The following is a 23,578-nucleotide window of genomic DNA, read 5'->3' as shown; positions in this document are numbered from 1 at the left end:
CGCTCAAATCAACTCACCCCGGCGGATGGCGGCATAGCGGTCATTCACCGCTTTCCAGTTCACCACATTCCACCAGGCCGCCAGGTAATCTGCCCGGCGGTTCTGGTATTTCAGGTAATAGGCGTGTTCCCACACGTCATTGCCCATCAGCACCGCCTTGCCTTCCATCAAGGGCGTGTCCTGGTTGGGGCGGGCAACGATTTCCAGCTTGCCCGCCTTGTCGGCGGTGACGAACACCCAGCCGGAGCCAAACTGCTTGGTGCCGGCTGCGTTGAATGTCTTCTTGAAATCCTCAAACCCGCCCAGGTCGCGGGTGATGGCCTCTGCCACCGCACCGGTGGGGGTACCACCAGCATTGGGGCCCATGATCGACCAGAACATGGCGTGGTTGGCGTGGCCGCCGCCATTATTGCGGATGGTATTACGCACCCCCTCCGGCACCTCTGGCAGGCGGCGCAGCAGTTCAGGCAGGGTCAGGGTTGCCAGTTGGCTATGTTCCGACAGGGCCTTGTTCAGGTTGGTGACATAGGCCTGATGGTGCTTGTCATGGTGCAGCGACATGGTCTGCGCATCAATATGCGGTTCCAGCGCTTCCGGCGCATAGGGCAGCGGTGCCAGGGAAACCGGCCCGCCCGCCGTCTGGGCAAAGGATACGCGCGGCATGGCACCGACAGCCGCCAACACCAACCCGGCAGCCCCGGCCAGCATCATTTCACGGCGTCCGGGTTCCAGGACAAACCGCTTCACTTTGGCATTCATCATCAACCTCTTTGTCCAGTGAACAAAATTAAGGTGGCGTCGGGGGCCGCCGGCTCCCACTATCACGTCCGGTCAGGACCTTCCTGACGAGATTGTAGCTGATTGGGAAACATGGCAGATGGGACGCGTTGTCCTGTTCAACAAGCCTTACGATGTTTTGTGCCAGTTCACCGATGAGGGGACGGGGCATAAAACGCTGGCGGATTTCATCAAACAACCCGGCATCTATCCGGCCGGGCGGCTGGACCGCGACAGCGAAGGGCTGGTGGCGCTGACCGATGATGGCGCGCTGATCGCCCGCATCAGCCAGCCGCGCCATAAATGGCCGAAAACCTATCTGGTGCAGGTGGATGGCGCAGTAACGGAAGAGGCTTTGGCGCAATTGCGCGGCGGGCTGGACCTGAAGGACGGCCCCACCCTGCCCGCCGAGGCCCGCGCCGTGCCGGAACCCGATTGGCTATGGCCGCGCGACCCGCCGGTGCGGTTCCGCAAATCCATTCCCACCAGTTGGGTTGAAATCGTGCTGCGCGAAGGACGCAACCGGCAGGTCCGCCGCATGACCGCCGCCGTGGGCTTCCCCACCCTGCGCCTGATCCGCATCGGTATCGGCGACTGGCGGCTGGACGGGCTGGCACCGGGGGAATGGCGGGTGGCACCGCCGCAATCCCGATAAAAATCAGCCGAAGATGGCCTTGTGGAATTGCGGCAACAGCGGCCCGATATGTTCGGGCCGATAGCCCTTCACGTCGGTCAAATAGGTCTCCAACGACATCTCCCCCCGACGGACACGCGCGCGCATCTCCTCTTCCAGCACCTCGCGGGAGAGGGTAAGCCGCACCATCAAAGGGGTCGGCGCATCGGAGTTACGGGCATTCACGCCCATGATCAGAGCCTCTGTATCAAACAAAAAGGGCCGACCCTGCGGCCGGCCCTTCCTTGGGGACAGATCAATGCCCGCCGCCTGACAGCGCCTTGACGATTTCTTCCGTCATCTTCTTGGCGTCGCCCAGCAGCATCATGGTGTTGGGGCGGAAGAACAACTCGTTCTCCACGCCGGCATAACCGGCACCCATCGACCGCTTGATGAACAACACCGTCTTGGCCTTTTCCACATCCAGGATGGGCATCCCGTAAATGGGGCTGGACGTGTCGGTCTTGGCCGCCGGGTTGGTCACGTCATTGGCACCGATGACATAGGCCACATCCGCCTGGCCGAAATCACGGTTGATCTCATCCAGTTCGAACACCTCGTCATAGGGCACATTGGCTTCGGCCAGCAGCACATTCATGTGACCGGGCATGCGGCCCGCCACCGGATGGATGGCGTATTTCACCTCCACCCCTTCCTTCTTCAGCAGGTCGGCCATTTCACGCAGCGCGTGCTGGGCCTGGGCCACCGCCATGCCGTAACCGGGCACGATGATAACCTTGGCCGCGTTCTTCATAATGAAGGCCGCATCATCGGCCGAACCGGCCTTGAAGGAACGATCCGCCGCCGCACCGCCCGCCGGGCCGGCCGCTGCGGCATCACCGCCAAAGCCACCCAGGATGACGTTAAAGATGGACCGGTTCATGCCCTTGCACATGATGTAGGACAGGATGGCACCCGAGGCACCCACCAGCGAACCGGTGATGATCAGCAATGGGTTTTGCAGCGTGAAGCCGATACCCGCCGCTGCCCAGCCGGAATAGCTGTTCAGCATGGACACGACCACCGGCATGTCAGCGCCGCCGATCGGCAGGATCAGCAGCAGGCCCAGCGCCAGCGCCACGGCCACGATCAGCCAGAAGATCACCGGGCTCTGCGTGATGCAGAGCAGCACGATCAGCAGCAGGGTGGCAATGCCCAGCCCGGCATTCAGCATATGCTGGCCGCTGAACTGCAACGGCTTGCCCGAGACCAGCCCCTGCAGCTTGGCAAAGGCCACCAGGGAGCCGGTGAAGGTGATGGCACCGATGGCCACCCCCAGGCTCATTTCAATCAGGGAGCCGACATGGATGTCCCCCGGCTCCCCGATATTGAAGCTCTCCGGCGAGAAGAAGGCGGCGGCAGCTACGAACACGGCGGCCAGACCGACCAGGGAGTGGAAGGCCGCCACAAGCTGCGGCAGCTCTGTCATCTGGATGCGCTTGGCGATGACATAACCAATGCCGCCGCCGATGGCCAGACCGGCCACGATCAACAGCCAGGCCAGCCCGCCAATATCGGGGGTGACCACCAGGGTGGTGACGATGGCCACGGCCATCCCGACCATGCCGAACCGGTTGCCGGATTGCGCCGTGGCCGGGCTGGACAGCCCGCGCAGCGCCATGATGAAACAGACCGCCGCCGCCAGATAGGCGAGCGAAGCAACGATAACCATGAATCGCCCCCTTACTTGGCGTTGCCGCCGGCAGCCGGCGTCTTTTTCTTGTACATGGCCAGCATCCGCTGGGTGACCATGAAGCCGCCGAAGATGTTCACGGCGGCCAGGATGGTGGCCAGGAACCCGAAGAGCATCGACCAGCCGGAAATCGCAGACCCGGTGGCGATGAGCGCGCCGACAATGATGACGGAGGAAACAGCGTTGGTGACGGCCATCAGCGGCGAATGCAGGGCCGGCGTCACCCGCCACACCACGTAATAGCCCACAAAACAGGCCAGCACGAAGATGGTCAGCCCGGTGACGATGAAGGGCGGGCCGGCGGCCATGGCGGCATGGGTAGCCACGGAGGCGGCCTGATTGGCAATATCGGCGGCATTGTCGGCCAGGGCCTTGGCCTGGTTGGCCAGTTCCGCCGCGTCCTGGGCGTGCTTTTGCGGATCCATATTATCCCTCCCGATCAGGCGGCGGCCGGCTTGAAGGCGGAATGGACGATGGTGCCGTCACGGGTCAGGCCCGTGCCCTTCACCACCTCATCCTCCCAGTTCAGCTTCAGGGTCTTCGTCTCCTTGTCGACGAAGGGGGTGATGAAATTCAGCAGGTTCTTGGCATAAAGCGCCGAGGCATCGACGGCGATGCGGCTGGGCATATTGATGCGGCCGACAATCTTCACGCCATATTTCTCCACCACCTCACCGGCGACGGAACCTTCGACATTGCCACCCTGCTCGCAGGCCAGATCCACCAGGATCGCGCCCTGCTTCATGGTTTTCAGCATCTCGTCCGTCACCAGCACCGGGGCCTTGCGGCCGGGGATCAGTGCGGTGGTGATGACGATATCCTGCTTTTTGATCGTCTCCGCGATCAGGGCCGCCTGCTTGGCCTTGTATTCCGCGGACATTTCCTTGGCATAGCCGCCGGCGGTCTGCGCCTGCTGGAATTCCTCATCCATCACGGCAACGAAGGTGCCGCCCAGGCTTTCCACCTGTTCCTTGGTGGCCGGGCGCACGTCGGTGGCCGAGACCACGGCACCCAGACGCTTGGCCGTGGCGATGGCCTGCAAGCCGGCCACGCCGGCCCCCATCACCAGGGCGCGGGCCGGCGGCACGGTGCCGGCGGCCGTCATCATCATCGGGAAGGCGCGGCCAAATTCGTTGGCCGCCTCAATCACCGCGCGATATCCGGCCAGATTGGACTGCGACGACAGGATATCCATGCTCTGCGCGCGGGTGATGCGCGGCATGAATTCCATGGCAAAGGCATCAACCTTGGCATTGGCATAGGCCGTCACCGATTCCGGCGCGCCATAGGGGGACAGGCCGGCGATCAAGATGGCGCCGGGCTTCAGCAGCGCCAGTTCATCCACCTCGCCTTCGCCGGCGGTCAGCGGACGCTGCACCTTCAGCACGATATCGGCACCGGTCAGGGTGGTGGCGACATCCGGGGTGATCTTGGCGCCAGCCAGGGCAAAGGCATCATCAGTGATGGCGGAGCCAAGGCCGGCACCGGTTTCCACCACCACCTCAAACCCCAGCCCGATATATTTGCGTACCGTTTCCGGCGTGGCCGCAACGCGCAATTCATGCGCACGGCGTTCCTTCGGTATGGCGATCTTCATTGCGATCCGATTCCCCCTCTGGCTTCAGTGACGCCCGGCTTGGCCGGAACCCCGGAGACGGTTGGCCCGCCTGCGACATGATCGGTCCCGGCCGGATTTGTTTTGCATCGGCACGATGCCTGATCCGGTAATCTTTGTGAAGCTTCGCGGGACGTCCGCGCAGTTTCACATCGGCAGAATGGCGGGGCAAAAATACCCATGTCCGGCGTGCGAACACCAGCCGGCCAAGTGTCGCGGTGGACAGGCGGGCGGATCAGAAAGCAAGGATTTACGCCAAATTTCATTGTTCCACCGGTGTCATAGGTAATTTTGCTGCCGAAAATGGGCATCGGCGACGGCCGCCCGCTATGCGCCCATGTGGAACCGGCCCCGCGTCCTGCTGGTTGCTGCAACGGCGAAGACTGGACCAAAGGGGGCGTTACAGCGCAGATTGGACCGCAGGAACCGACAAAGGTGATCAGAGCATGAGTGACGCGACCAACACGGAAAAGCACCCGGTGGCCGAAGCCGCCCGCAGCCTGTTCAAGGAACTGACCGACGCCGGCAAACCCGTTGTCGGCACCGGCATGGGCGAAGGCCGCATCTATCTGCGCGTGGCCGGCCCCGACCATGGCGCACCGGCGGAATATCGCGGCTACCCGGTGGTGGTACTGACGGATGAGGGCATCAAGCGCTGAAAACAACCTTCCCTTGACGGGTCGATATATCCGCCGCACCCTCAAACATGCGTTTAAAAATAAGCATGGAGAGGAAACGGATGCGCGCGCTGTTGTGCAAGGAATATGGGCCGCCCTCGCGGCTGGCCATTGAACCGGTTGCCCCGCTGCCCCTGGGGCCGGGGCAGGTAAGGATTGCCGTTCACGCCGCGGCGATGAACTTCGCCGACACGCTGATGATTGAGGGGAAGTACCAGGAAAAGCCGCCCTTCCCCTTCACCCCCGGCCTGGAATGCGCCGGTGAGGTGGTGGAGGTGGCGGCCGATGTGACCCATCTGCTGCCCGGCCAGCGGGTCATGGCGCTGGCCGCCCATGGCGCCTTTCGCAGCGACACGGTGGCCGATGCCAGCCTGACCCTGCCCTTGCCCGATGGCATGGATTTCCCAAGTGCCGCCGCCTTCCCTGTCGCCTATGGCACTTCGCATCTGGCGCTGACGGTGCGGGCCGGGCTGAAGCCGGGGGAAACGCTGCTGGTGCTGGGGGCAGCCGGCGGCGTGGGGCTGACGGCAGTGGAAATCGGCAAGGCACTGGGCGCACGGGTGATCGCCGCCGCCTCATCTGACGAAAAGCTGGCCCTGGCCAAGGCGCACGGCGCGGACGAGCTGGTGAATTACGCCAGCGATGATCTGCGCGCCCGAATCAAGGAACTGGCACCCAAGGGCGTGGATGTCGTTTACGACCCGGTGGGCGGCGATCTGTTCGACGCTGCCCTGCGCTGCCTCGGCTGGGGCGGGCGCATTGTCACCATCGGCTTTGCGTCCGGCCGCATCCCGCAGGTGCCGGCCAATATCCTGCTGGTGAAGAACTGCGCCGTGCTGGGCCTGTTCTGGGGCGCCTATCGCCAGTATGACCGCACCACCCTGACCGACAGCCTGCGCGATCTGCTGGCAATGTGGGCGGCGGGAAAGCTGCGCCCCCATATCAGCCACCTGCTGCCGCTGGAACAGTATGAAGCCGCCTTTGCCCTGCTGTCGGGCCGGCAATCCACCGGCAAGGTGGTGATGACGGTGGGCTAAAAAAACAACCGCCGCACCGGTTGCCCGGTGCGGCGGTCAAATCAAACCCCGAAGAGGGATCGTTCCTTACTGGATCGATTCGCCATGCAAGGCGATGTCCAGGCCGTCACGCTCGGCATCTTCGTCCACCCGCAGACCGATGGTGAACTTGATGGCATAGAGGATGATGGCGGAGACGACACCAGACCAGACCAGGGTGATCAACACGCTGTAAATCTGGGTCCAGACCTGACCGACATTGCCTTCCAGCGCACCGGCGGTGCCACCGATGGCGGCCTTGGCGAACACACCGGTCAGCACGGCACCGACGATACCACCCACGCCATGCACACCCCAGACGTCCAGGCTGTCATCATATTTCAGCGCGTGCTTGATGGTGGTGGAAGCAAAGTAGCAGATCACGCCAGAGGCCAGACCGATGGCCAGGGCGCCATCCACACCAACGAAGCCGGCGGCGGGCGTGATGGCGACCAGACCGGCCACTGCACCGGAAATGATACCCAGGATGGAGGGCTTGCCCTTCACGCCCCATTCCACAAACATCCAGGCCAGCGCGGCGGTGGCGGCGGCAACCTGGGTTACCAGCATGGCCATGCCCGCACGGCCATCAGCGGCCACCGCGGAACCGGCATTGAAGCCGAACCAGCCAACCCACAGCATGGACGCGCCGATCAGCGACAGCACCAGATTGTGCGGCTTCATGTCAGAGGTGCCATAGCCCTTGCGCTTGCCCAGGATGATACAGGCAACCAGACCAGCGATACCGGCATTGATATGCACCACGGTGCCGCCGGCATAATCCAGCACGCCGTCCCCGAACAGGAAGCCATTGGCCTGCCACACCCAGTGGCAAACCGGGCTGTAGACCAGCAGCGACCAGAGCACGGCGAAAACCAGCAGGGCCGAGAACTTCATCCGGTCAGCAAAGGCGCCGGTGAACAGGGCCGGGGTGATGATGGCAAAGGTCATCTGGAAGGTGATGAACACCGATTCCGGGATGGTGCCATTCAGGCTGCTCACTTCCAGGCCGGCCAGGAAGGCGCGGCTGAGATCGCCGATATACGGGCCGCCGGCCCCAAAGGCCAGGCTGAAGCCAACCACAACCCACAGCACAGAAATCACGCAGCAGATGGCGAACGACTGCATCATCATCGTCAGCACATTGGGCTTGCGCACCATGCCGCCATAGAACAGCGCCAGACCCGGAATGGTCATGAACAGCACCAGGGCCGTGGAAACCAGCAGCCAGGCCGTATTGCCGCTGTCCAGGGTCGGGGTCGGTGCCGGTGCCGCGTCCTGAGCGAGGGCCACGCCTGGCATCATCGCCACGCACGCCGCGAAAAGAAGTTTGTTCAAACGATTCATGTGGCTCCCCATTCTTGTGGGCACGGGGCCGACCGGCCGCCGCACACGCCGTGCTCCCTCTATTCAAAGTCCGTGCCGTCCGTGGAAGCGGCGGAATCCCTTGCGTGCTACCCCCGATGAATCGGCGTCAGCACAGCAGAGAACCGCCCGAAAAGCTCCCATTTGCACAAAAAATAGGCCGTTTTTCTTGTCACAAAAAACGCGGAAACCCCTTGTTTTCTGCGAATAGCTTCCCAGGCGACCAGGGACGAGGCGAATGATTCACCCTCCGCAATTGTCACTGATTATAATTTAGGCAAAAAATCGGGTGATTTGGATCATTGCCAGCCATGCCCGTTGGGGATGACATATTGCCGGAGCCATGCAACCGACCATGGAAGGCGGAACCGATCTGTGCCAGCATCCGTTCCGGTTCAGGTTCCCATCTCATCCAAGCCCACCAACGGGCAGATGCGGCGGGCCGGAACCATGCGCTTGTGACGAGAGGCGTGCATCAGGGGGGAAAGGATCAAAAATGATCAATCATCAGACAGAACAGCGCCTCGACCAGGAACTGCGTCAGGCCCCGCGCAATGCGCTGGCCCTGGTGCTGGCCGGCGGCCGTGGCAGCCGGTTGAAACAGCTGACCGACCGCCGGGCCAAGCCGGCGGTGCATTTCGGCGGCAAGTTCCGCATCATTGATTTTGCGCTGTCCAATTGCATCAATTCCGGTTTCCGCCGCATTTCGGTGCTGACGCAGTACAAGTCCCATTCGCTGCTGCGGCATCTGCAGCGCGGCTGGAACTTCCTGCGCGGGGAAATCGGCGAATTCATCGATCTGCTGCCGGCACAGCAGCGCATTGATGAAACAAGCTGGTATCAGGGCACGGCCGACGCCGTGTTCCAGAATCTGGACATCCTGCGCAGCCATGAGGCCGAATGGGTGCTGATCCTGGCCGGCGACCATATCTATAAAATGGATTACGCCAACATGCTGGCCCACCACATCCGCACCGGTGCGGATGTGACGGTGGGCTGCATTGAGGTGCCGCGCGCCCAGGCCAGCGGGTTCGGCGTGATGGCGATTGATGAGAGCAACCGCATCACCAGTTTCCTGGAGAAGCCGGCCGACCCGCCGCCCATGCCCGGCAAGCCTGATATCTCGCTGGCCAGCATGGGCATCTATATTTTCAATGCCGAGTTCCTTTACGAACATCTGGAACGCGACGCGGGTGAGCAGACTTCGTCGCGCGATTTCGGCAAGGACATCATCCCCTACCTGATCGACAAGGCCAAGGTGATGGCCCACCATTTCAGCGAAAGCTGTGTGCGCAACCGCGCCCAGCCGGGGGAGGCCTATTGGCGCGATGTCGGCACGGTGGATGCCTATTGGGAGGCCAATCTGGACCTCTGCCACGTCTCCCCGTCGCTGGATATCTATGATCCAAGCTGGCCGATCTTCACCTATCAGGAACAATTGCCGCCGGCCAAATTCGTCTTTGATGATGATGACCGGCGCGGCATGGCGGTGGACAGCATGGTGTCGGCAGGCTGCATTCTGTCCGGTTCCGTCGTCCGCCGCTCCCTGCTGTTCAACAAGGTGCGCATCCATTCCTATTGCGAGTTGAACGACGCGGTGATCCTGCCGGAGGTGGAGATCAACCGGAATGTCCGGCTGACCAGGGTGGTGGTGGATCGCGGCTGCGTCATCCCCGCCGGTCTGGTGGTGGGGGAGAATGCGGAGGAGGATGCACGCCGCTTCTATCGCAGCGAACAGGGTGTGGTATTGATTACCCAGGCCATGCTGAAAAAGCTGGAAAGCTGATCAGGATGGGCGGCGACGGCCCGGGCCTTCGCCGCCCCCTGGCGTGGGAGGGGCGTGATGAAGACCTATCCGGGTGATTTCGTGCTAGACCCGATGGGTCGGCGGGTTCCCCTGCATGGGGCCGACGGCTTTGCCGCCATGCGCGCGGCGGGCCGCATCGCCGCCGCCTGCCTGGACCATCTCACCCCCTATGTGCAGCCGGGTGTCAGCACCGGGGCGCTGGACCGTATCGCCGATACCTTCATGCGCGACCAAGGGGCCATTCCCGCCACGCTGGGCTATCACGGGTATCCCAAATCCTGCTGTATTTCCCCCAACCATGTCGTCAATCACGGCGTGCCCGATGATAAGGTGCTGCTGAAGGATGGCGATATCGTCAATATCGACGTCACCGCCATTCTGGACGGCTGGTATGGCGATACCAGCCGCATGTATCTGGTGGGGACGGTGAACCCGCGCGCCGCCCATCTGGTGCGCACCACCTATGATGCCACCATGGCCGGCATCAATGAGGTGGCGCCGGGCAAACATCTGGGCGATGTCGGCCATATCATCGACCGCATGGCCCGCGCCGTCGGCTATTCCAGCGTGCGCGATTATGTGGGGCACGGCATCGGCCGGGTGTTCCATGATGCACCCGATGTGATGCATTGGGGCAAGCCGGGACGCGGCATGAAGCTGGTGCCCGGCATGATCTTCACCGTGGAACCGATGCTGAACCAGGGCGGCCCCGGCCTGCGGCAGCTGGATGATGGCTGGACCAACATTACCCGCGACCTGTCCTTGTCCGCCCAGTTCGAACATACGGTGGGGGTGACAGCGAACGGGGTGGAGATTTTCACCCTGTCGCCGGCCGGGCTGGATTGCCCGGTGGGGGCGATCAAGCCGTTATCCCGATAACGCAACCCGTTTCACAGGCTCTCGGAATCATCATGCGCGTTCTTTTCGTCACGTCGGAATGTCTGCCCTATGTGAAGACCGGGGGTCTGGGGGATGTGGCCGGGGCCTTGCCCGCCGCCCTGCGCGCCGAAGGGGCCGATGTGCGGCTGCTGCTGCCGGGATATCCCGGCGTGCTGGAAAAGCTGGAAAATGTGAAGCCGCTGCGCGACCTGCGCGGGATGCCGGGCCTCACCTCCCAGGCGCCGGCCCGGCTGTTGTCCGGGCGTGGGGTGGATGGCAGCACGGTTTACGCGCTGGATGTACCCTCTTTCTTCGGGCGCAAGGGCAACCCCTATCTGGGGCCGGACGGCAAGGATTGGAGCGATAATCACCTGCGCTTCGCCGCCTTGGGCCGCACGGCGGCCCTGATCGGGCTGGATGGCGATGGCGGGCGTGGACGGGCCGGCTGGAAGCCGGAGGTGGTGCATGGACATGACTGGCAGGCGGGTTTGGCCGCCGCCTATCTGCGCCATCCGCTCTGGCCCTTTGGTGATGCCAAGCGCCCCGGCACCGTCTTCACCATCCATAACATGGCCTTCCAGGGCCTGTACCCGCCCGACCTGCTGCCCACCCTGGGCATCCCCTGGGACAGCTACACGCCCAATGGCTTGGAATTCCATTCCCAGCTCAGTTTCCTGAAGGCAGGGTTGGTCTATTCCGACCGGCTCACCACCGTCAGCCCGACCTATGCCACCGAAATCCAGGGGGAAACCATGGGGTTCGGGCTGGACGGGCTGTTACGCGCCCGCGCCGCCGCCCTGGAAGGCATTCTGAACGGCATCGATACCGATGCCTGGGACAGCCGGCATGACCCGCTGCTGGTCAGCCCCTATGATGCCGACCAGTTGGGGGCGAAAATCCCCAACAAGGCGGAATTGCAGCGGATTTTCGGGCTGGCGCCCGACCTGCACGCCCCCCTGTTCGGCATTGTCAGCCGCCTGACCGACCAGAAGGGCATCGATCTGGTGGTGGAGGCACTGCCCTATCTGGTGGAAAGGGGCGCACAACTGGTGGTGCTGGGCACCGGCAGTGCGGCGCTGGAACAGGCGCTGGCCGGGGCCGCCCGCCGCTTCCCCGGCCGGGTGGGGCTGGTGCTGGGCTATGACGAGGCGCTGTCGCACCGGCTGCAGGCCGGCGTGGATGTGCTGATGGTGCCGTCACGGTTTGAGCCCTGCGGCCTGACCCAGATGTATGCACTGCGCTATGGCAGCCTGCCGCTGGTAGCCCATGTCGGCGGGCTGGCCGATACGGTGACGGATGTGACGGAGGACAGCCTGGCCGCCGGCACCGCCACCGGCTTCACCTTCGCCCCCGTCACCGTGGCGGCCATGCTGCCCGCCATTGACCGGGCGCTGACCCTTTATCACCGCAGCGACCTGTGGCGGCAGGTGCAGCGCAACGCCATGGGGCGCGATGTCTCCTGGGCGGCATCGGCCCGCAATTATGTGGCCACATACAAGGCCGCAATGGAAGCGGCGGGGCAGTAAGGCCCGGATAACAAAACGCCCCGCCGAAAATATCGGCGGGGCGTCACAGCGCGCGTCAGCAACACCCTGACGGGTGCCCATAACGCCTGTCGTTCAGCCTTGCGGCCGTTGTCCGTCGAGGATTACTCCTCGTCACCTTCCTCGGCGTCGGCTTCGATCTGGTCGGCCAGATCGCGCAGCATGTCGGCCACATCTTCATGGCTGGTCTCTTCAACGGCCTGGTTCACCGCTGCTTCGATCATGGCAATCGCCACATAGCCGGAAAGTGCACCACCTTCCTTCATGGCCGCTTCAAGATGCTTCTCGGCCAGGTCGAGCGCCTTGTCGAAAAGCTGCTCGGCGGCGCTGGTGTTGGTCGGTTCGGACATGGATGGACCCCTTCCGGGATTAGAGATTACCGGTAAGCCCCCTTCTAACATCCTTTGCCGCGTCCTGCTTGCCGAAATGTGGGTCACCACCTATGCCCGGGCGGGGCACGCCCCCCGACGTAAGCGGGCTTGACCCGGACGGTGGCTGCCTCTATGCGCGGTGGGATGACGACGATCGATCTGAACCTGTTGCGCGACCCGGCCCGCTTTCGGCACTGGGTACAGGACCATGTGCGCTTTGGCGACCTGGACCCGCTGGGCCATGCCAACAATAATGCCATCAATATCATCATGGAGAATGGCCGGGTGGCGCTGTTGGACCGGATGGAAATACGCCCGCTGGTGCCGGGCGGCCTGATGGTGATCAAAACCACCCGGACCGAATTCAACGCGGAGGTGCATCGCCCCGCCCGGCTGGATATTGGTGTCGGCATCGGAACGGTCGGCACCAGCTCCTTCAGCATCCTGGCCGGTCTTTTCGTAAACGGAACGAACGCGGCCACGCATGAGGCGTGGATGGTGCTGATCGACCGGCAGAGCCGCCGCCCCATGCCGTTGCCACCGGAAGCCCGCGCCATTCTGGCCGACAACATCATTCTATAATTTCGCCCCCGAAACGAAAGTCACCCAAATGGCCGCCCCCCGCCGGCACACCAGCAAGCCCCGCCCCAGCCACCGCCCGCCCGCCAAGGTGCGGCAGGAACCGCCCACCCATGGCCCGGTGGAGGTGACCATCACCCGTGTCGGCGGGCGGGGTGACGGCTTGGCGGAATGGCAGGGCCACCGGCTTTATGTGCCGCAGACGCTGGCGGGCGACCGGCTGATGGTGAAGTTCGGGGAGGCGCGGGCCGATGGCTGGGAGGGCGTGCCCGTCAGCCTGCTGGAGGAGGCACCGGGCCGGACGGATCCGGCCTGCCAGCATTTCGGCAGTTGCGGCGGCTGTGTCGCCCAGCACATGGATGAGGCAACCTATACCGCCTGGAAGCTGGAAATGCTGACCAGCATCCTGGGCCGGGCGGGGCTGCTGGGCGACGATGTAACCTTGCACCCGCTGGCGCGCACAGGCCCCGGCGGGCGGCGGCGGGCCAGCCTGGTGGCGGCCCAGCGCGGCCGGCGGACCTGGCTGGGCTTCAACGAGGCGCATTCGCACAAGCTGGTCGATCTGGCCGAATGCGCCGTGCTGGCCCCGCCGCTGGTGGCCCTGCTGAACCCGCTGCGCGCGGTGCTGAGCCAGATTCTGGCCGATGGGCAGCAGATCGATGTCTCCCTGACCCTGCTGGATGACGGGGTGGACATGGTGCTGGAGGGGCTGCCGGAGCCCGATCTGCGGGTGCTGGAAACCCTGGCCGCCTTTGCCGAATCCGCCGATCTGGCCCGGCTGTGCTGGAGGGCCAAGGAAGGGCGGCCGGCGGAACCCATCGCCATGCGCCGCCGGGGCAGCATCACCTTCGGCCCTGTCTCCCAATCCCCCGCCCCCGGCAGCTTTTTACAGGCCAGCCCCGCCGGGGAGTCCGCCATCATCGCCGCCGCCCTGGCCGGGATCGGGGAGGCGAAAGAGGTGGCCGACCTGTTCGCCGGCAGCGGCACACTGACCTTTCCGCTATCGCAACAAGCCCGTGTTCATGCGGTGGAAGGCGATGGCGATGCCGTGGCATCGCTGCAGGCCGGCGCCCGTATCCGCCCGCCGGGGCAGGTGACGGTGGAACGGCGCGACCTGTTCCGCGACCCGCTGCCCCCCTATGACCTCAATCGTTTCGACGCCGTATTGTTCGATCCGCCGCGGGCCGGGGCCCAGGCTCAGGCGGCCGAACTGGCGAAATCAACGGTGCCGGTGCTGGTCGCCGTTTCCTGCAACCCCGCCACCTTCACCCGCGACGCCGCCTTGTTGATCGAGGGTGGCTATCGGTTGACGGATGTCTGGCCGGTGGACCAGTTCCTCTGGTCCTCGCATCTGGAACTGGTCGGGCGGTTTGTGCGGTGATGCGCATCCCCTTGCCTGCATCCCGGCATCGCCCGGGATACAGGCAAGGGGGAAGAGAGTTTATACCACCCCCGCCTTCAACCCCTGTTCATCGGCCACCGTCTCCGCCTTGCGCGCGGCGGCATCGGCCCCGGCATGGGCGGCTTCCTTGGCCACTGTCGCGGCCTTGTCCGCCGTGCGCCGACCCTTGGCCAGGGCTTCTTCCAGCAGGTCGTCGCGCTGCTTGCCCATCAACTCATCCTCGGTGCGGGTGGCGGGCAGGCAGGCGCCGATGGCCGCCCCCACCGCCAGCCCTGCCAGCCCGGCGGACAGCGGATGGTCATCCACCATGTCCCAGAAGCTGCGGTTGATACGGGCGGCCCGGCGGCGGGCGCGCTGGGCCATGGCCTCGCTTTCGGCGATGATGCGGTGATAGCGGCGGTGGCCCTCCGCATCATCCTCGTAATCAAAGCCATAGGCGCTGTCGCCATAGCTGGCATAGCGCTGCCCCAGCTCGTGCAACTGGCGGGAATGGCGCATCCGGTTCAGCTTGCGCGTGGCGCGGGCCCGCAGGTCAGCGGCCTTGTCGGAAAGCTCATGCGCCGTCTCCTCAATCCGGTGGCCGGCCTCGTGCAGCCCTTCCTCCACCCGGTGCGACAGGTCTTGATACTGGTGGCGCAGCCGGTCCCGCGCCTGGGCCGTGCGCTTCTCCGCCCAATGGGCGGCGCGGTCATAGGTGTCGGTCTTGCGGGCGGCGGAGAACAGCAGCCAGCCGATGCCGACGCCGATCACCCCCAGGGCGATCTTGTGTTCCGACAGCATGGTGCCGATGCCGCGCCCGTGCGGCCGGTGGTCTTCGTCCGCCGCATCGGCCGGATGATCCGGCACGGCACCGTAACTGGCCATGGGATCGGTATAGTTCAGCGAATCGGTATCCGCCTGCGCCTGATTAGAGGAACGGACGGTCCCGGCATAGGCGCTGCCATTGCCGCCATTGGTGCTGCCATAGGTCATCATTGTCTCCTTGCAGAAATCCAGGGGCTCAGCGGGACACCGCGTCAGCCACCTCGTGCGCGTCGGTGCGCAGATTATTCAGGGTCCGGCGGGGGGAGAGGGTCAGCGCCTGCAGCTTGGCCCGCCCCGCCATCATCAGGACCAGACCCAGCAAGATCACCGCCCCGCCCACCACCAGGGCCGCCGCCCAAGGGGGCATCACATGGGCCAGCCCCAGGGTGGCCGCCGCCAGCAGCAGCAGCAGGCCGCAAAAGGCAAAGGCCCCGCCGCAGAGGATCTGCCCCACCCCGCGCCCGGCGGATGCGGCCTTTTCCATCAGCTCGGCCTTGGCCAGCTCCACCTCCTTGCTGACAAGAGCGGTCATGCTGGCCACCAGATCGGTCAGCAGGCTGGTCAGCGGCTTGTCCGCCGGGGCCGTTTCATCCGGCGCATCCATGCTCATGGCATGGCCTGCGGGCCGGGCGCGGTGTCGGTGACGGTGTAATCAAAATTGCCGGTGGTGGGCACGTCGCCCACCGGCGGCACGGGCCGGGCCGGGGGCGCCTCCGTGCGGGGACGGGTGGCCAGATCAATATCACCGGCCATGCGGCGGCGGTTGCTGCTGGCCTTCAGGAAACGGCCGATGGCCACACCGGCCAGCAGCGCACCGCCGACAAACAGTTCCGGCTGGCGCCGTGCCAGCCCTTCCGCCCGGCTTACCAGATCATCCAGCCCATGGTCGCGGACCTGATCGGCCAGCTTGGCGGCCTGATCGGCGGCGGCCTTCACATAATGGGCGGTGCCGCCGCGATCTTCCGATTTCAGCCGGTCGGCGGCATCCTTCAGGGCGCCAGCCACGCCGGAGATTTCATCCGCCGCGCGGCGCTGCTGCTTTTCAAAGCCGCTGCGCACCTTTTCCCGCGCGGCATCCACCATCTTGGCACCAACCTCCTTCACCTGTTCGCCCAGTTCGGCGGCGGTTTTCTCGCTGGATGGGTTCGTCTGGTCCGGCATCTGGCCCTCCTCACCATGGTTGTTGTGCAAAACAAGAAGCCTTGGATAGAGAACAGCCGGACCCGCCCCTCTTGTTCCCTGGCAATTGCAGGCCAAGCCATGTGGCAGGCGGGATGCTTTCGCACCGCGCCATGTGCCGGACCGGGTTGACCGGGAGCCGGCAAGGGCGCACCATTTCTTCATGACGGGGACGGTTTGGATGGCCGGCCCCGCCACCAGACCGACCAGACCGGGGCTTCCCGTGGCTGGCCGGACATTCGGTCGGATCGTTCTGTGGCGAAGCCACCGCGCTGAGGCGGGTTACGAAGGTTTGCGCCCATCCGGCTGAGGCCGACAGGCCGTACAAGAAGAAAGCGGCGGGTGCGTCCCTTGTGGACGCCCCGCCGTTTTCATGTCTGGAACGCGCTTCATACCAATCTCCCCTGATCGTGACCAATCCAGGGAGATTTTGCGTTCCCTCAGGCGCCGGGCGCTGCCATCCGGCAGCTTGGCTTCCCGCGGCACGTGCCGCACGGCGGTCGCCGCCGTGCCAACGGTCATCATGCATGACCGCTGGCATCGCCCTACCCCCAGGGTGGTGCCGGTGGATAAGCGTTACCCCCATCGCCCCGGCCCGTTCCCCCACCCCTGCCATTTTTTCGTCTTAGCTGAACCATGGTGATGCCGTTTCGCGGCGCGATGAACCGTTTTGCGGTTCCGGTTGTTACAGCTTTGTCGCACGTCGGCCGGATGGCCGGCTTGTTAGACGGGATGGATGGAAAGGGCAGATCATGTCGGGCTTGGCCTGGAAGGGCAGAGGCAGGGGAACGGGGCAGGCCCTGCCGGTGGCGCTGCTGGCCCTGCTGCTGTCTGCCTGCGCCACGCCGAAGCCGGACCCGGCCCCCGCCGCTAAACCCAGCCCGCCGGCCCCTGCCGCTGCCACCGCACCGCAGCCATTGGTTCCCGCCACCCCGCTGCCCAAGGTGAAACCGAAACCACCCGCCAGCAAGCCGGCGGCCAAGCCCGCGCCGGTGGTCCCCGACAGTGCGCCGCAGGTGGCGGCCCTGCCGCCGGCTCCCCCCGTTGCTCTGCCACCGGAGCCCGCCCGCCCCGCCTTCAACCCCGACCGGCTGATCGGCCTGTCGGAGGAACAGGTAGAGGCGGCCCTGGGCCAGCCGGGCCGGGTGGAGGAAAGCCCACCCTCGCGCACGCTTCATTACGCGGAGGGGCGCTGCGTTCTGCGGCTGCACCTGTTCATGGAAATGACCAGCCGCAGCTTCCGCACCCTCTCTTACGATCTCAACAGCACGGGAGTAGGCCCCGATGTCGATCAGCAATGCCGTGACTGGCTCCAAGCTCGCTTCAAATCCGCAGCCGGCAGCCCCGACGGGCACGCGGCCAGCCAGCCGTGACGGCACCCTCATGCAGACGGAAAACCCCATCGCCCGTGTGGCCCTGGTGGATGATGACGATCTGTTTCGTGAAAGCCTGGGCCTGAACCTGGCCGATGAAGGCTATGAGGTGATGCCCTTCGACCGCGGCCATACCGCGCTGGATTATTTCAGCAATGGCGGCACCGCCGACCTGATCCTGCTGGATTGGCGAATGCCGCGCATGGACGGGATCGAAACCCTGCGCCAGCTGCGGGCCCGCAATATTGATATCCCGGTCATTTTCCTGACCGTGCTGTCCGACCAGATTTATGAGGAGACGGCGCTGGGCGGCGGGGCGGTGGATTTTGTCGAAAAATCCCGCTCCCTGCCCATTCTGCTGAAGCGGATGCAGTTGATTGTGCAGGGGCGCAAGCCGCTGCCGGAAGAATCCGCCGCCGCAAACGGGGCCGATCCGGCCGGGGCGGGCGGCCAGATGTTCCGGCGCGGGCCGCTGGAACTGCGCCTGGATGTGGCCCGCGCCTTCTGGGCCGGCCAGCGGATCGACCTGACCCTGACCGAATTCAACATCGTCAAGCTGATGGCCACCCGGGCGGGGGAGGATGTCTCCTACCGCGATCTTTATGATCTGGTGCATGGCAAGGATTTCGTCGCCGGCTATGGGCCGGCGGGCTATCGCGCCAATGTCCGCGCCTTCATCAAGCGCATCCGGCATAAATTCCGCGCCGCCGACGCGCATTTTGATGAGATCGGCAATTATCCCGGCTTCGGCTATCGCTGGTCGGACCGCCATCCGGCGGAACTGACCGGTGAGGCGGTGGCGGTCCCGGCGGCCCGGTAACGTCCGATGGCGGCGGCAACCCCCTTTCCCCGTAAAAGGCCCGGCGGGCGGGGCCGCTGGCTCTGGCGGTCACTGGCGACACGGCTGGTGCTGGTGCTGCTGGTTTTTCTGGCCGTGCCGCTGCTGATCTATGAACAGTTCCGCAGTGCCGATGCCGAAAAACAGTCCCTGTTGCTGCGCAGCGCCCAGCAGCAGGGCCAGCTGGTGGCCCGTGCGCTGGAACCGCTGCTGGCCGGGCTGGACAAGCGCGGCCTGACCGGGTTGGGGGAGCGGTTGGCACCTTATGCCGACAGCAACACCTCGGTCCGCCTGCTGCTCAGCCCCTCCATGGGGCCGGCGGTGGCCTCGGCGGGTGCCGCTGCGCCGCTGCCGCCGGCGGGGGCAGAAGGGTTCTTCTATGTCGCCGCCGCCCCCGCCATCCCCACCGACCTGCTGGACCTGGAACGGGACCGGCTGATCGAACAGGGGGTGCTGGACAAGCTGGCCGGCAGTTGTGCCGGGAATTATCCGCTGGCCATCCCGGTGTCACAGGGCGGCGGGGGTTCGGAACTGCTGACCTCCATCACGCCGGTGCGCACGCCGATGGGCTGCTGGGCCGTCATCACCTCCCACCGGGCGGAGGCCTATCTGGGGGCCGGGGCCGGCCGGCCCTATTGGCAGAACCCGGAAGTGCAGGTGGCGGCCCTGATCTATCTCGCCATGGCAGCGCTGGTGATGCTGCTGCTGGTGGAGGTCTGGCGCAACCTGCGCCGTTTCGGCGATCTGGCCCGCGACATCGTGCAGAAAAGCGGCCCCGCCGGCAGCTTTGCCGACCAGAACACCGTGCCCGAGCTGGCGCCGGTGGCAGAAGATTTCGACCGGCTGGTTGCCACCCTGCACAGCAGCGCCAGCAACCTGCGCCGCGCCGCCGAGGATAATGCCCATGCCTTCAAGACCCCCATTGCCGTCATCCGCCAGTCACTAGAACCGCTGAAAAAGCTGGTGCCGGCAACGGAACCACGCGGCCGCCGGGCGCTGGACATGATCGAAGGCTCGGTGGAAAAGCTGGACGGCCTCGTCTCCTTCGCGCGGCGCATGGATGAAACGGCGGCCGACCTGCTGGAACCGCCGCGCCAACGGGTGGACCTGTCCGCCCTGCTGGAACGGGTGCTGAAGGGCTATCGCGGGCTGGTGGAGGAACGCGGGGTTGAGCTGCTGACCCGTGTGGACCCGGACATTGCCGTGCGGGCCGGGGAAGACCTGCTGGAAACGGTGATCGAAAATATCATCGACAATGCGCTGTCCTTCTCCCCCAGCGGCGGGGTGCTGCGCGTCACCCTGCGCCGCCGCGCCAAACAGGCGGAATTCTGTGTGGAGGATGAGGGGCCGGGCGTGGAGCCCTCCAGCCTGGACCGGATATTCGAACGCTATTTCTCCCAGCGGCCGCCCGATTCAGGTGCCGCCGACCCGATGCCGCATTATGGCATCGGCCTATGGATCGTGCGCCGCAATGTGGAAGCCGTGGGCGGCAAGGTGGAAGCCATGAACCGCGCCGGCGGCGGGCTTTCCATGCGAATCACCCTGCCGGCCCTCGCTGGATAGGGGCAGCCGCAGCCGGCTGCCCCCCTTTCTGCATCCCCCCTGCCCGCTTTTCCGCCCATGCATGTCACCTGTGACAAGGCCATGCAGCGTGGTGCTTGACTATCGCCCCTCAGCGGCTCACTTAATCAGTACCAGATTGGTACTGAATTGAGAAGGACTCGCAACAACCCATGCTGAGGCTCAGCAAAATGACGGATTATGCCGTGGTCGTCCTGGCCACGCTGGCGCATGCCGATGGTGCGCTGCATACCGCCACGTCGCTGGCCGACCGCACGGGTTTGCCGATGCCGACGGTCCAGAAGCTGTTGAAGCTGCTGGCACGCGGCGACCTTCTGCAATCCCATCGCGGGGCCACGGGCGGCTATACGCTGGCCAAGGCCCCCACCGCCATCAATGTGGTGGATATCATCGAGGCGATCGAGGGTCCGATCGCCTTGACCGATTGCGTGGATGGCGGCAGCGGGTCGTGCGGGGTGCTCAGCCTCTGCGCCCGCAAGAGTGCGTGGGACAAGGTGAACAGCGCGGTCCGCCGCGCGCTTCAGGATGTGACGCTGGCCGATATGGCCGCACCGTCCACGATTGACTTCATCCACGCCCCGGTCCCGCCGGCGGCGCTGGCCGGTTGATCGGGAACGGAACAGTTTAGGGGAGCTTTCAGGCCATGGCCGCCACCGAACAGACCATCGAACAGGTCCGCAATCTGGCGGAAGCGAAGTACAAGTACGGCTTCTTCACGGATATTGAGGCGGAAACCGCGCCCAAGGGCCTGTCTGAGGAAATCGTCCGCTTCATTTCCGCCAAGAAGGGGGAGCCTGAATGGCTGCTGGAATGGCGGCTGAAGGCCTATCGCCACTGGCTGACGATGGAAGAGCCGGATTGGGCCAAGCTGCACTATCCGCCCATCGACTATCAGGACAGCTATTATTACTCAGCGCCCAAGACGACACCCGGCCCGAAATCGCTGGATGAGGTCGACCCTGAGCTGTTGAAGACCTATGAGAAGCTGGGCATCCCGCTGAAGGAACAGGCCATCCTGGCCGGTGTCGAAGGCGCTGGCGACAGCCCCTCCATCGCCGTGGATGCCGTGTTCGATTCGGTGTCAGTGGCCACGACCTTCAAGAAGAAGCTGGAAGAGAAGGGCATCATCTTCTGTTCCATCTCTGAGGCCGTGCAGAACCACCCGGAACTGGTGCGCCAGTATCTGGGCTCCGTCGTGCCCTATTCGGATAATTACTTCGCCACGCTGAACTGCGCCGTCTTCACCGATGGCAGCTTCGTCTATATCCCCAAGGGCGTGCGCAGCCCGATGGAACTGTCCACTTACTTCCGCATCAATGCGAAGAATACGGGGCAGTTCGAACGCACGTTGATCATTGCCGACGAAGGTTCCTACGTCTCCTATCTGGAGGGCTGCACCGCCCCGCAGCGGGACGAGAACCAGTTGCACGCCGCCGTGGTGGAACTGGTGGCGCTGGATGACGCCACCATCAAATATTCCACCGTCCAGAACTGGTATCCGGGCGACGAGAACGGCAAGGGCGGCATCTATAATTTCGTCACCAAGCGCGCCGCCTGCCGGGGCCGTAATTCCAAGGTAAGCTGGACCCAGGTGGAAACCGGGTCGGCGATCACCTGGAAATACCCGAGCTGTATTCTGCAGGGTGATAATTCGGTGGGCGAGTTCTATTCGGTCGCCATCACCAACAATATGCAGCAGGCCGATACCGGCACGAAGATGATCCATATCGGGAAGAACACCCGGTCCACGATCATCTCCAAGGGTATTTCGGCCGGCAAGGCGCAGAACACCTATCGCGGTCTGGTCCGCATCCTGCCCAAGGCGCAGAACGCCCGCAACTTCACCCAATGCGACAGCTTGCTGATCGGCGACAAATGCGGGGCGCATACCGTGCCCTACATTGAAAGCAAGAACCGCACGGCGCGGGTGGAGCATGAGGCGACAACGGCCAAGATTTCCGAAGACCAGCTCTTCTATTGCCGCCAGCGCGGCTTGAGCGAGGAAGACGCGGTCGGGCTGATCGTGAATGGCTTCTGCAAGGAAGTGCTGAAGGAACTGCCGATGGAATTCGCCGTGGAGGCGCAGAAGCTGGTGGCGATCAGTCTGGAGGGGAGTGTGGGGTGAGCCGGACGTACCACGTTTACATTATGGCGAGTGACCGTAATGGGACGTTGTATGTCGGTATCACCTCCGATCTGGCCCGGCGGGTTTACGAACATCGCCAAGGTGCCATGGCTGGTTTCACAAAGCGCTATGGCGTCAAGCGGCTGGTTTATCTGGAACCCTTCGATGATGTCGAACACGCGCTTCAGCGCGAACGGCAGATCAAGAAGTGGAACCGGAATTGGAAGCTGGAACTGATCGAAAAGACCAACCCGCAATGGTTGGACCTTTATGACCAGTTGGCTTGAATGGGTTGAACGGTGCCTTTGGCGCAAACCTGCCTCCCCCGCGAAAGCGGGGGTCCAGGGGCCAAGGGCACCAAGCGTGGTGATAATCCCCCTGGACCCCCGCTTTCGCGGGGGAGGCAGGGAGAGAGGAGGGGAAAGGTAGTGCCCCTCTCTCAAGCACATTAGGTACGGAGCAGCGTTATGTCCCTGATCGAAATCAAGAATCTTCATGCCTCGGTCGATGGCAAGGCGATCCTCAAGGGGGTTGATCTGACCATCAATGCCGGTGAGGTCCATGCCATCATGGGCCCCAACGGGGCGGGCAAAAGCACGCTGTCCTATGTGCTGGCCGGCCGCGAGGGCTATGAGATCACCGAAGGCAGCGTCACTTTCGACGGCCAGGACCTGCTGGCCCTGGAAGTGGAGGAGCGTGCTGCCGCCGGCCTGTTCCTGGCCTTCCAGTATCCGGTGGAAATCCCCGGCGTCACCAATGCCACCTTCCTGAAGGAAGCGCTGAACGCCATCCGCAAGACGCGCGGCGAATCCCCGCTGGATGCCATGCAGTTCCTGAAGCTGATCCGGGCCAAGGCCAAGGATCTCTCCATGACGGATGAGATGATCAAGCGCGCCGTCAATGTCGGCTTCTCCGGTGGTGAGAAGAAGCGCAACGAGGCGCTGCAAATGGCCGTGCTTCAGCCGAAGCTGGCCATTCTGGATGAGACCGACAGCGGCCTGGATATCGACGCGCTGAAGATCGTGGCCGAGGGCGTGAACAAGCTGCGTTCCCCGGAACGCGGGATGCTGGTGATCACCCATTACCAGCGCCTGCTGGATTACATCGTGCCCGACGTGGTGCATGTGCTGGCCAATGGCCGCATCCAGAAGACCGGCGGCAAGGAGCTGGCGCTGGAACTGGAAGCCAAGGGCTATGCCGAATTCGGCATCAGCGACGCGGCAGCCTGAGGGAAAAGCGAC

25 protein-coding genes are annotated in these 23,578 nt (G+C 64.3%); 15 read left to right on the top strand and 10 right to left on the bottom strand.

The genetic code is table 11. From position 1 onward, the window contains the following. Positions 1-3: 3 nt before the first annotated feature. Positions 4-663 (bottom strand): superoxide dismutase, encoded by a 660-nt coding sequence (locus CHB97_RS00880; RefSeq protein WP_200819801.1) that lies wholly within the window; start codon positions 661-663, stop codon positions 4-6. Positions 664-877: 214 nt separating this feature from the next. Between CHB97_RS00880 and CHB97_RS00875 the strand changes: the two genes are divergently transcribed. Continuing rightward, entirely contained in the window at positions 878-1,432 is a 555-nt protein-coding gene (locus CHB97_RS00875) for an rRNA large subunit pseudouridine synthase E (protein ID WP_089286051.1), read from the top strand. 3 nt (positions 1,433-1,435) lie between these two features. Here the strand turns inward: CHB97_RS00875 and CHB97_RS00870 are convergent, their stop codons facing one another. From CHB97_RS00870 to CHB97_RS00855, 4 genes are all read right to left on the bottom strand, one after another. Next, the gene (locus CHB97_RS00870; protein ID WP_089367379.1) at positions 1,436-1,642 is read right to left on the bottom strand and encodes a hypothetical protein; all 207 of its coding nucleotides are present in this window, start codon (positions 1,640-1,642) and stop codon (positions 1,436-1,438) included. Between the two features lie 64 nt (positions 1,643-1,706). Continuing rightward, on the bottom strand, positions 1,707-3,122 hold the full coding sequence (locus tag CHB97_RS00865) for an NAD(P)(+) transhydrogenase (Re/Si-specific) subunit beta (RefSeq protein WP_089286049.1): 1,416 nt from the start codon (positions 3,120-3,122) through the stop codon (positions 1,707-1,709). A gap of 11 nt (positions 3,123-3,133) precedes the next feature. Continuing rightward, complete coding sequence (locus CHB97_RS00860) at positions 3,134-3,568, bottom strand: NAD(P) transhydrogenase subunit alpha (RefSeq protein WP_089286048.1); 435 nt, start codon at positions 3,566-3,568, stop codon at positions 3,134-3,136. A 14-nt stretch (positions 3,569-3,582) separates the two neighbouring features. Next, entirely contained in the window at positions 3,583-4,740 is a 1,158-nt protein-coding gene (locus tag CHB97_RS00855) for a Re/Si-specific NAD(P)(+) transhydrogenase subunit alpha (protein ID WP_089286047.1), read from the bottom strand. Between the two features lie 464 nt (positions 4,741-5,204). Here CHB97_RS00855 and CHB97_RS00850 point away from each other — a divergent pair, with 464 nt between their 5' ends. Beyond that, positions 5,205-5,417 (top strand): hypothetical protein, encoded by a 213-nt coding sequence (locus tag CHB97_RS00850; RefSeq protein WP_089286046.1) that lies wholly within the window; start codon positions 5,205-5,207, stop codon positions 5,415-5,417. An 80-nt stretch (positions 5,418-5,497) separates the two neighbouring features. After that, positions 5,498-6,472: an NADPH:quinone oxidoreductase family protein gene (locus tag CHB97_RS00845; RefSeq protein ID WP_089286045.1), complete on the top strand. Its 975-nt coding sequence runs from the start codon at positions 5,498-5,500 to the stop codon at positions 6,470-6,472. 66 nt (positions 6,473-6,538) lie between these two features. Here the strand turns inward: CHB97_RS00845 and CHB97_RS00840 are convergent, their stop codons facing one another. Further along, positions 6,539-7,849 (bottom strand): ammonium transporter, encoded by a 1,311-nt coding sequence (locus tag CHB97_RS00840; protein ID WP_089286044.1) that lies wholly within the window; start codon positions 7,847-7,849, stop codon positions 6,539-6,541. A 502-nt stretch (positions 7,850-8,351) separates the two neighbouring features. Here CHB97_RS00840 and glgC point away from each other — a divergent pair. The 3 genes from glgC to glgA are packed head-to-tail and all read left to right on the top strand — an operon-like array spanning position 8,352 to position 12,067. Then, a complete protein-coding gene (glgC, locus tag CHB97_RS00835) occupies positions 8,352-9,641 on the top strand; it encodes a glucose-1-phosphate adenylyltransferase (RefSeq protein WP_089286043.1) in 1,290 nt (429 codons plus the stop codon). Positions 9,642-9,698: 57 nt separating this feature from the next. Continuing rightward, positions 9,699-10,541, top strand: a complete 843-nt coding sequence (gene map / locus CHB97_RS00830) for a type I methionyl aminopeptidase (protein WP_244559336.1) — start codon at positions 9,699-9,701, stop codon at positions 10,539-10,541. Positions 10,542-10,573: 32 nt separating this feature from the next. Further along, entirely contained in the window at positions 10,574-12,067 is a 1,494-nt protein-coding gene (glgA, locus tag CHB97_RS00825) for a glycogen synthase GlgA (protein ID WP_089286042.1), read from the top strand. A gap of 122 nt (positions 12,068-12,189) precedes the next feature. Here the strand turns inward: glgA and CHB97_RS00820 are convergent, their stop codons facing one another. Further along, positions 12,190-12,435, bottom strand: a complete 246-nt coding sequence (locus CHB97_RS00820) for a hypothetical protein (RefSeq protein ID WP_089286041.1) — start codon at positions 12,433-12,435, stop codon at positions 12,190-12,192. A 165-nt stretch (positions 12,436-12,600) separates the two neighbouring features. Between CHB97_RS00820 and CHB97_RS00815 the strand changes: the two genes are divergently transcribed. Beyond that, positions 12,601-13,038 (top strand): thioesterase family protein, encoded by a 438-nt coding sequence (locus CHB97_RS00815; RefSeq protein ID WP_160105444.1) that lies wholly within the window; start codon positions 12,601-12,603, stop codon positions 13,036-13,038. Between the two features lie 28 nt (positions 13,039-13,066). Then, positions 13,067-14,416 (top strand): class I SAM-dependent RNA methyltransferase, encoded by a 1,350-nt coding sequence (locus CHB97_RS00810; protein WP_089286039.1) that lies wholly within the window; start codon positions 13,067-13,069, stop codon positions 14,414-14,416. Between the two features lie 60 nt (positions 14,417-14,476). Here the strand turns inward: CHB97_RS00810 and CHB97_RS00805 are convergent, their stop codons facing one another. From CHB97_RS00805 to CHB97_RS00795, 3 genes are read right to left on the bottom strand one after another with little or no spacing between them, the layout of a single operon-like run. Then, on the bottom strand, positions 14,477-15,412 hold the full coding sequence (locus CHB97_RS00805; RefSeq protein WP_089367378.1) for a hypothetical protein: 936 nt from the start codon (positions 15,410-15,412) through the stop codon (positions 14,477-14,479). Between the two features lie 25 nt (positions 15,413-15,437). After that, on the bottom strand, positions 15,438-15,851 hold the full coding sequence (locus tag CHB97_RS00800; protein ID WP_089286037.1) for a phage holin family protein: 414 nt from the start codon (positions 15,849-15,851) through the stop codon (positions 15,438-15,440). Next, complete coding sequence (locus CHB97_RS00795; RefSeq protein ID WP_089286036.1) at positions 15,848-16,402, bottom strand: hypothetical protein; 555 nt, start codon at positions 16,400-16,402, stop codon at positions 15,848-15,850. The genes CHB97_RS00800 and CHB97_RS00795 overlap by 4 nt, the downstream gene beginning before the upstream one ends. Before the next feature lie 770 nt (positions 16,403-17,172). Here CHB97_RS00795 and CHB97_RS00790 point away from each other — a divergent pair. The 7 genes from CHB97_RS00790 (at position 17,173) to sufC (ending at position 23,566) form a co-directional block, all read left to right on the top strand. Next, positions 17,173-17,793, top strand: coding sequence for a hypothetical protein (locus CHB97_RS00790; RefSeq protein ID WP_089286035.1), 621 nt, complete (start codon positions 17,173-17,175; stop codon positions 17,791-17,793). Next, positions 17,705-18,613, top strand: a complete 909-nt coding sequence (locus tag CHB97_RS00785) for a response regulator transcription factor (protein WP_371332953.1) — start codon at positions 17,705-17,707, stop codon at positions 18,611-18,613. Before CHB97_RS00790 ends, CHB97_RS00785 begins: the two co-directional genes overlap by 89 nt. A 6-nt stretch (positions 18,614-18,619) precedes the next feature. After that, positions 18,620-20,194 carry a sensor histidine kinase KdpD gene (locus tag CHB97_RS00780; protein WP_089286033.1) on the top strand — a complete coding sequence of 525 codons (1,575 nt, stop codon included), beginning with the start codon at positions 18,620-18,622 and terminating at the stop codon, positions 20,192-20,194. A 170-nt stretch (positions 20,195-20,364) separates the two neighbouring features. Next, positions 20,365-20,820, top strand: coding sequence for an SUF system Fe-S cluster assembly regulator (locus CHB97_RS00775; RefSeq protein ID WP_089286032.1), 456 nt, complete (start codon positions 20,365-20,367; stop codon positions 20,818-20,820). 35 nt (positions 20,821-20,855) lie between these two features. Then, positions 20,856-22,337 carry a Fe-S cluster assembly protein SufB gene (sufB, locus tag CHB97_RS00770; protein ID WP_089286031.1) on the top strand — a complete coding sequence of 494 codons (1,482 nt, stop codon included), beginning with the start codon at positions 20,856-20,858 and terminating at the stop codon, positions 22,335-22,337. Further along, a complete protein-coding gene (locus tag CHB97_RS00765; protein WP_256387108.1) occupies positions 22,334-22,624 on the top strand; it encodes a GIY-YIG nuclease family protein in 291 nt (96 codons plus the stop codon). Before sufB ends, CHB97_RS00765 begins: the two co-directional genes overlap by 4 nt. A 186-nt stretch (positions 22,625-22,810) precedes the next feature. After that, the gene (gene sufC / locus CHB97_RS00760; protein WP_089286835.1) at positions 22,811-23,566 is read left to right on the top strand and encodes a Fe-S cluster assembly ATPase SufC; all 756 of its coding nucleotides are present in this window, start codon (positions 22,811-22,813) and stop codon (positions 23,564-23,566) included. The last annotated feature ends 12 nt before the right edge of the window (positions 23,567-23,578 follow it).

Origin of the sequence: Azospirillum sp. RU38E (assembly GCF_900188385.1) — a bacterium.
GTDB lineage: Bacteria > Pseudomonadota > Alphaproteobacteria > Azospirillales > Azospirillaceae > Niveispirillum.
The sequence above is the reverse complement of the archived record's forward strand: the minus strand, read 5'-3'. Positions and strand labels throughout refer to the sequence as shown.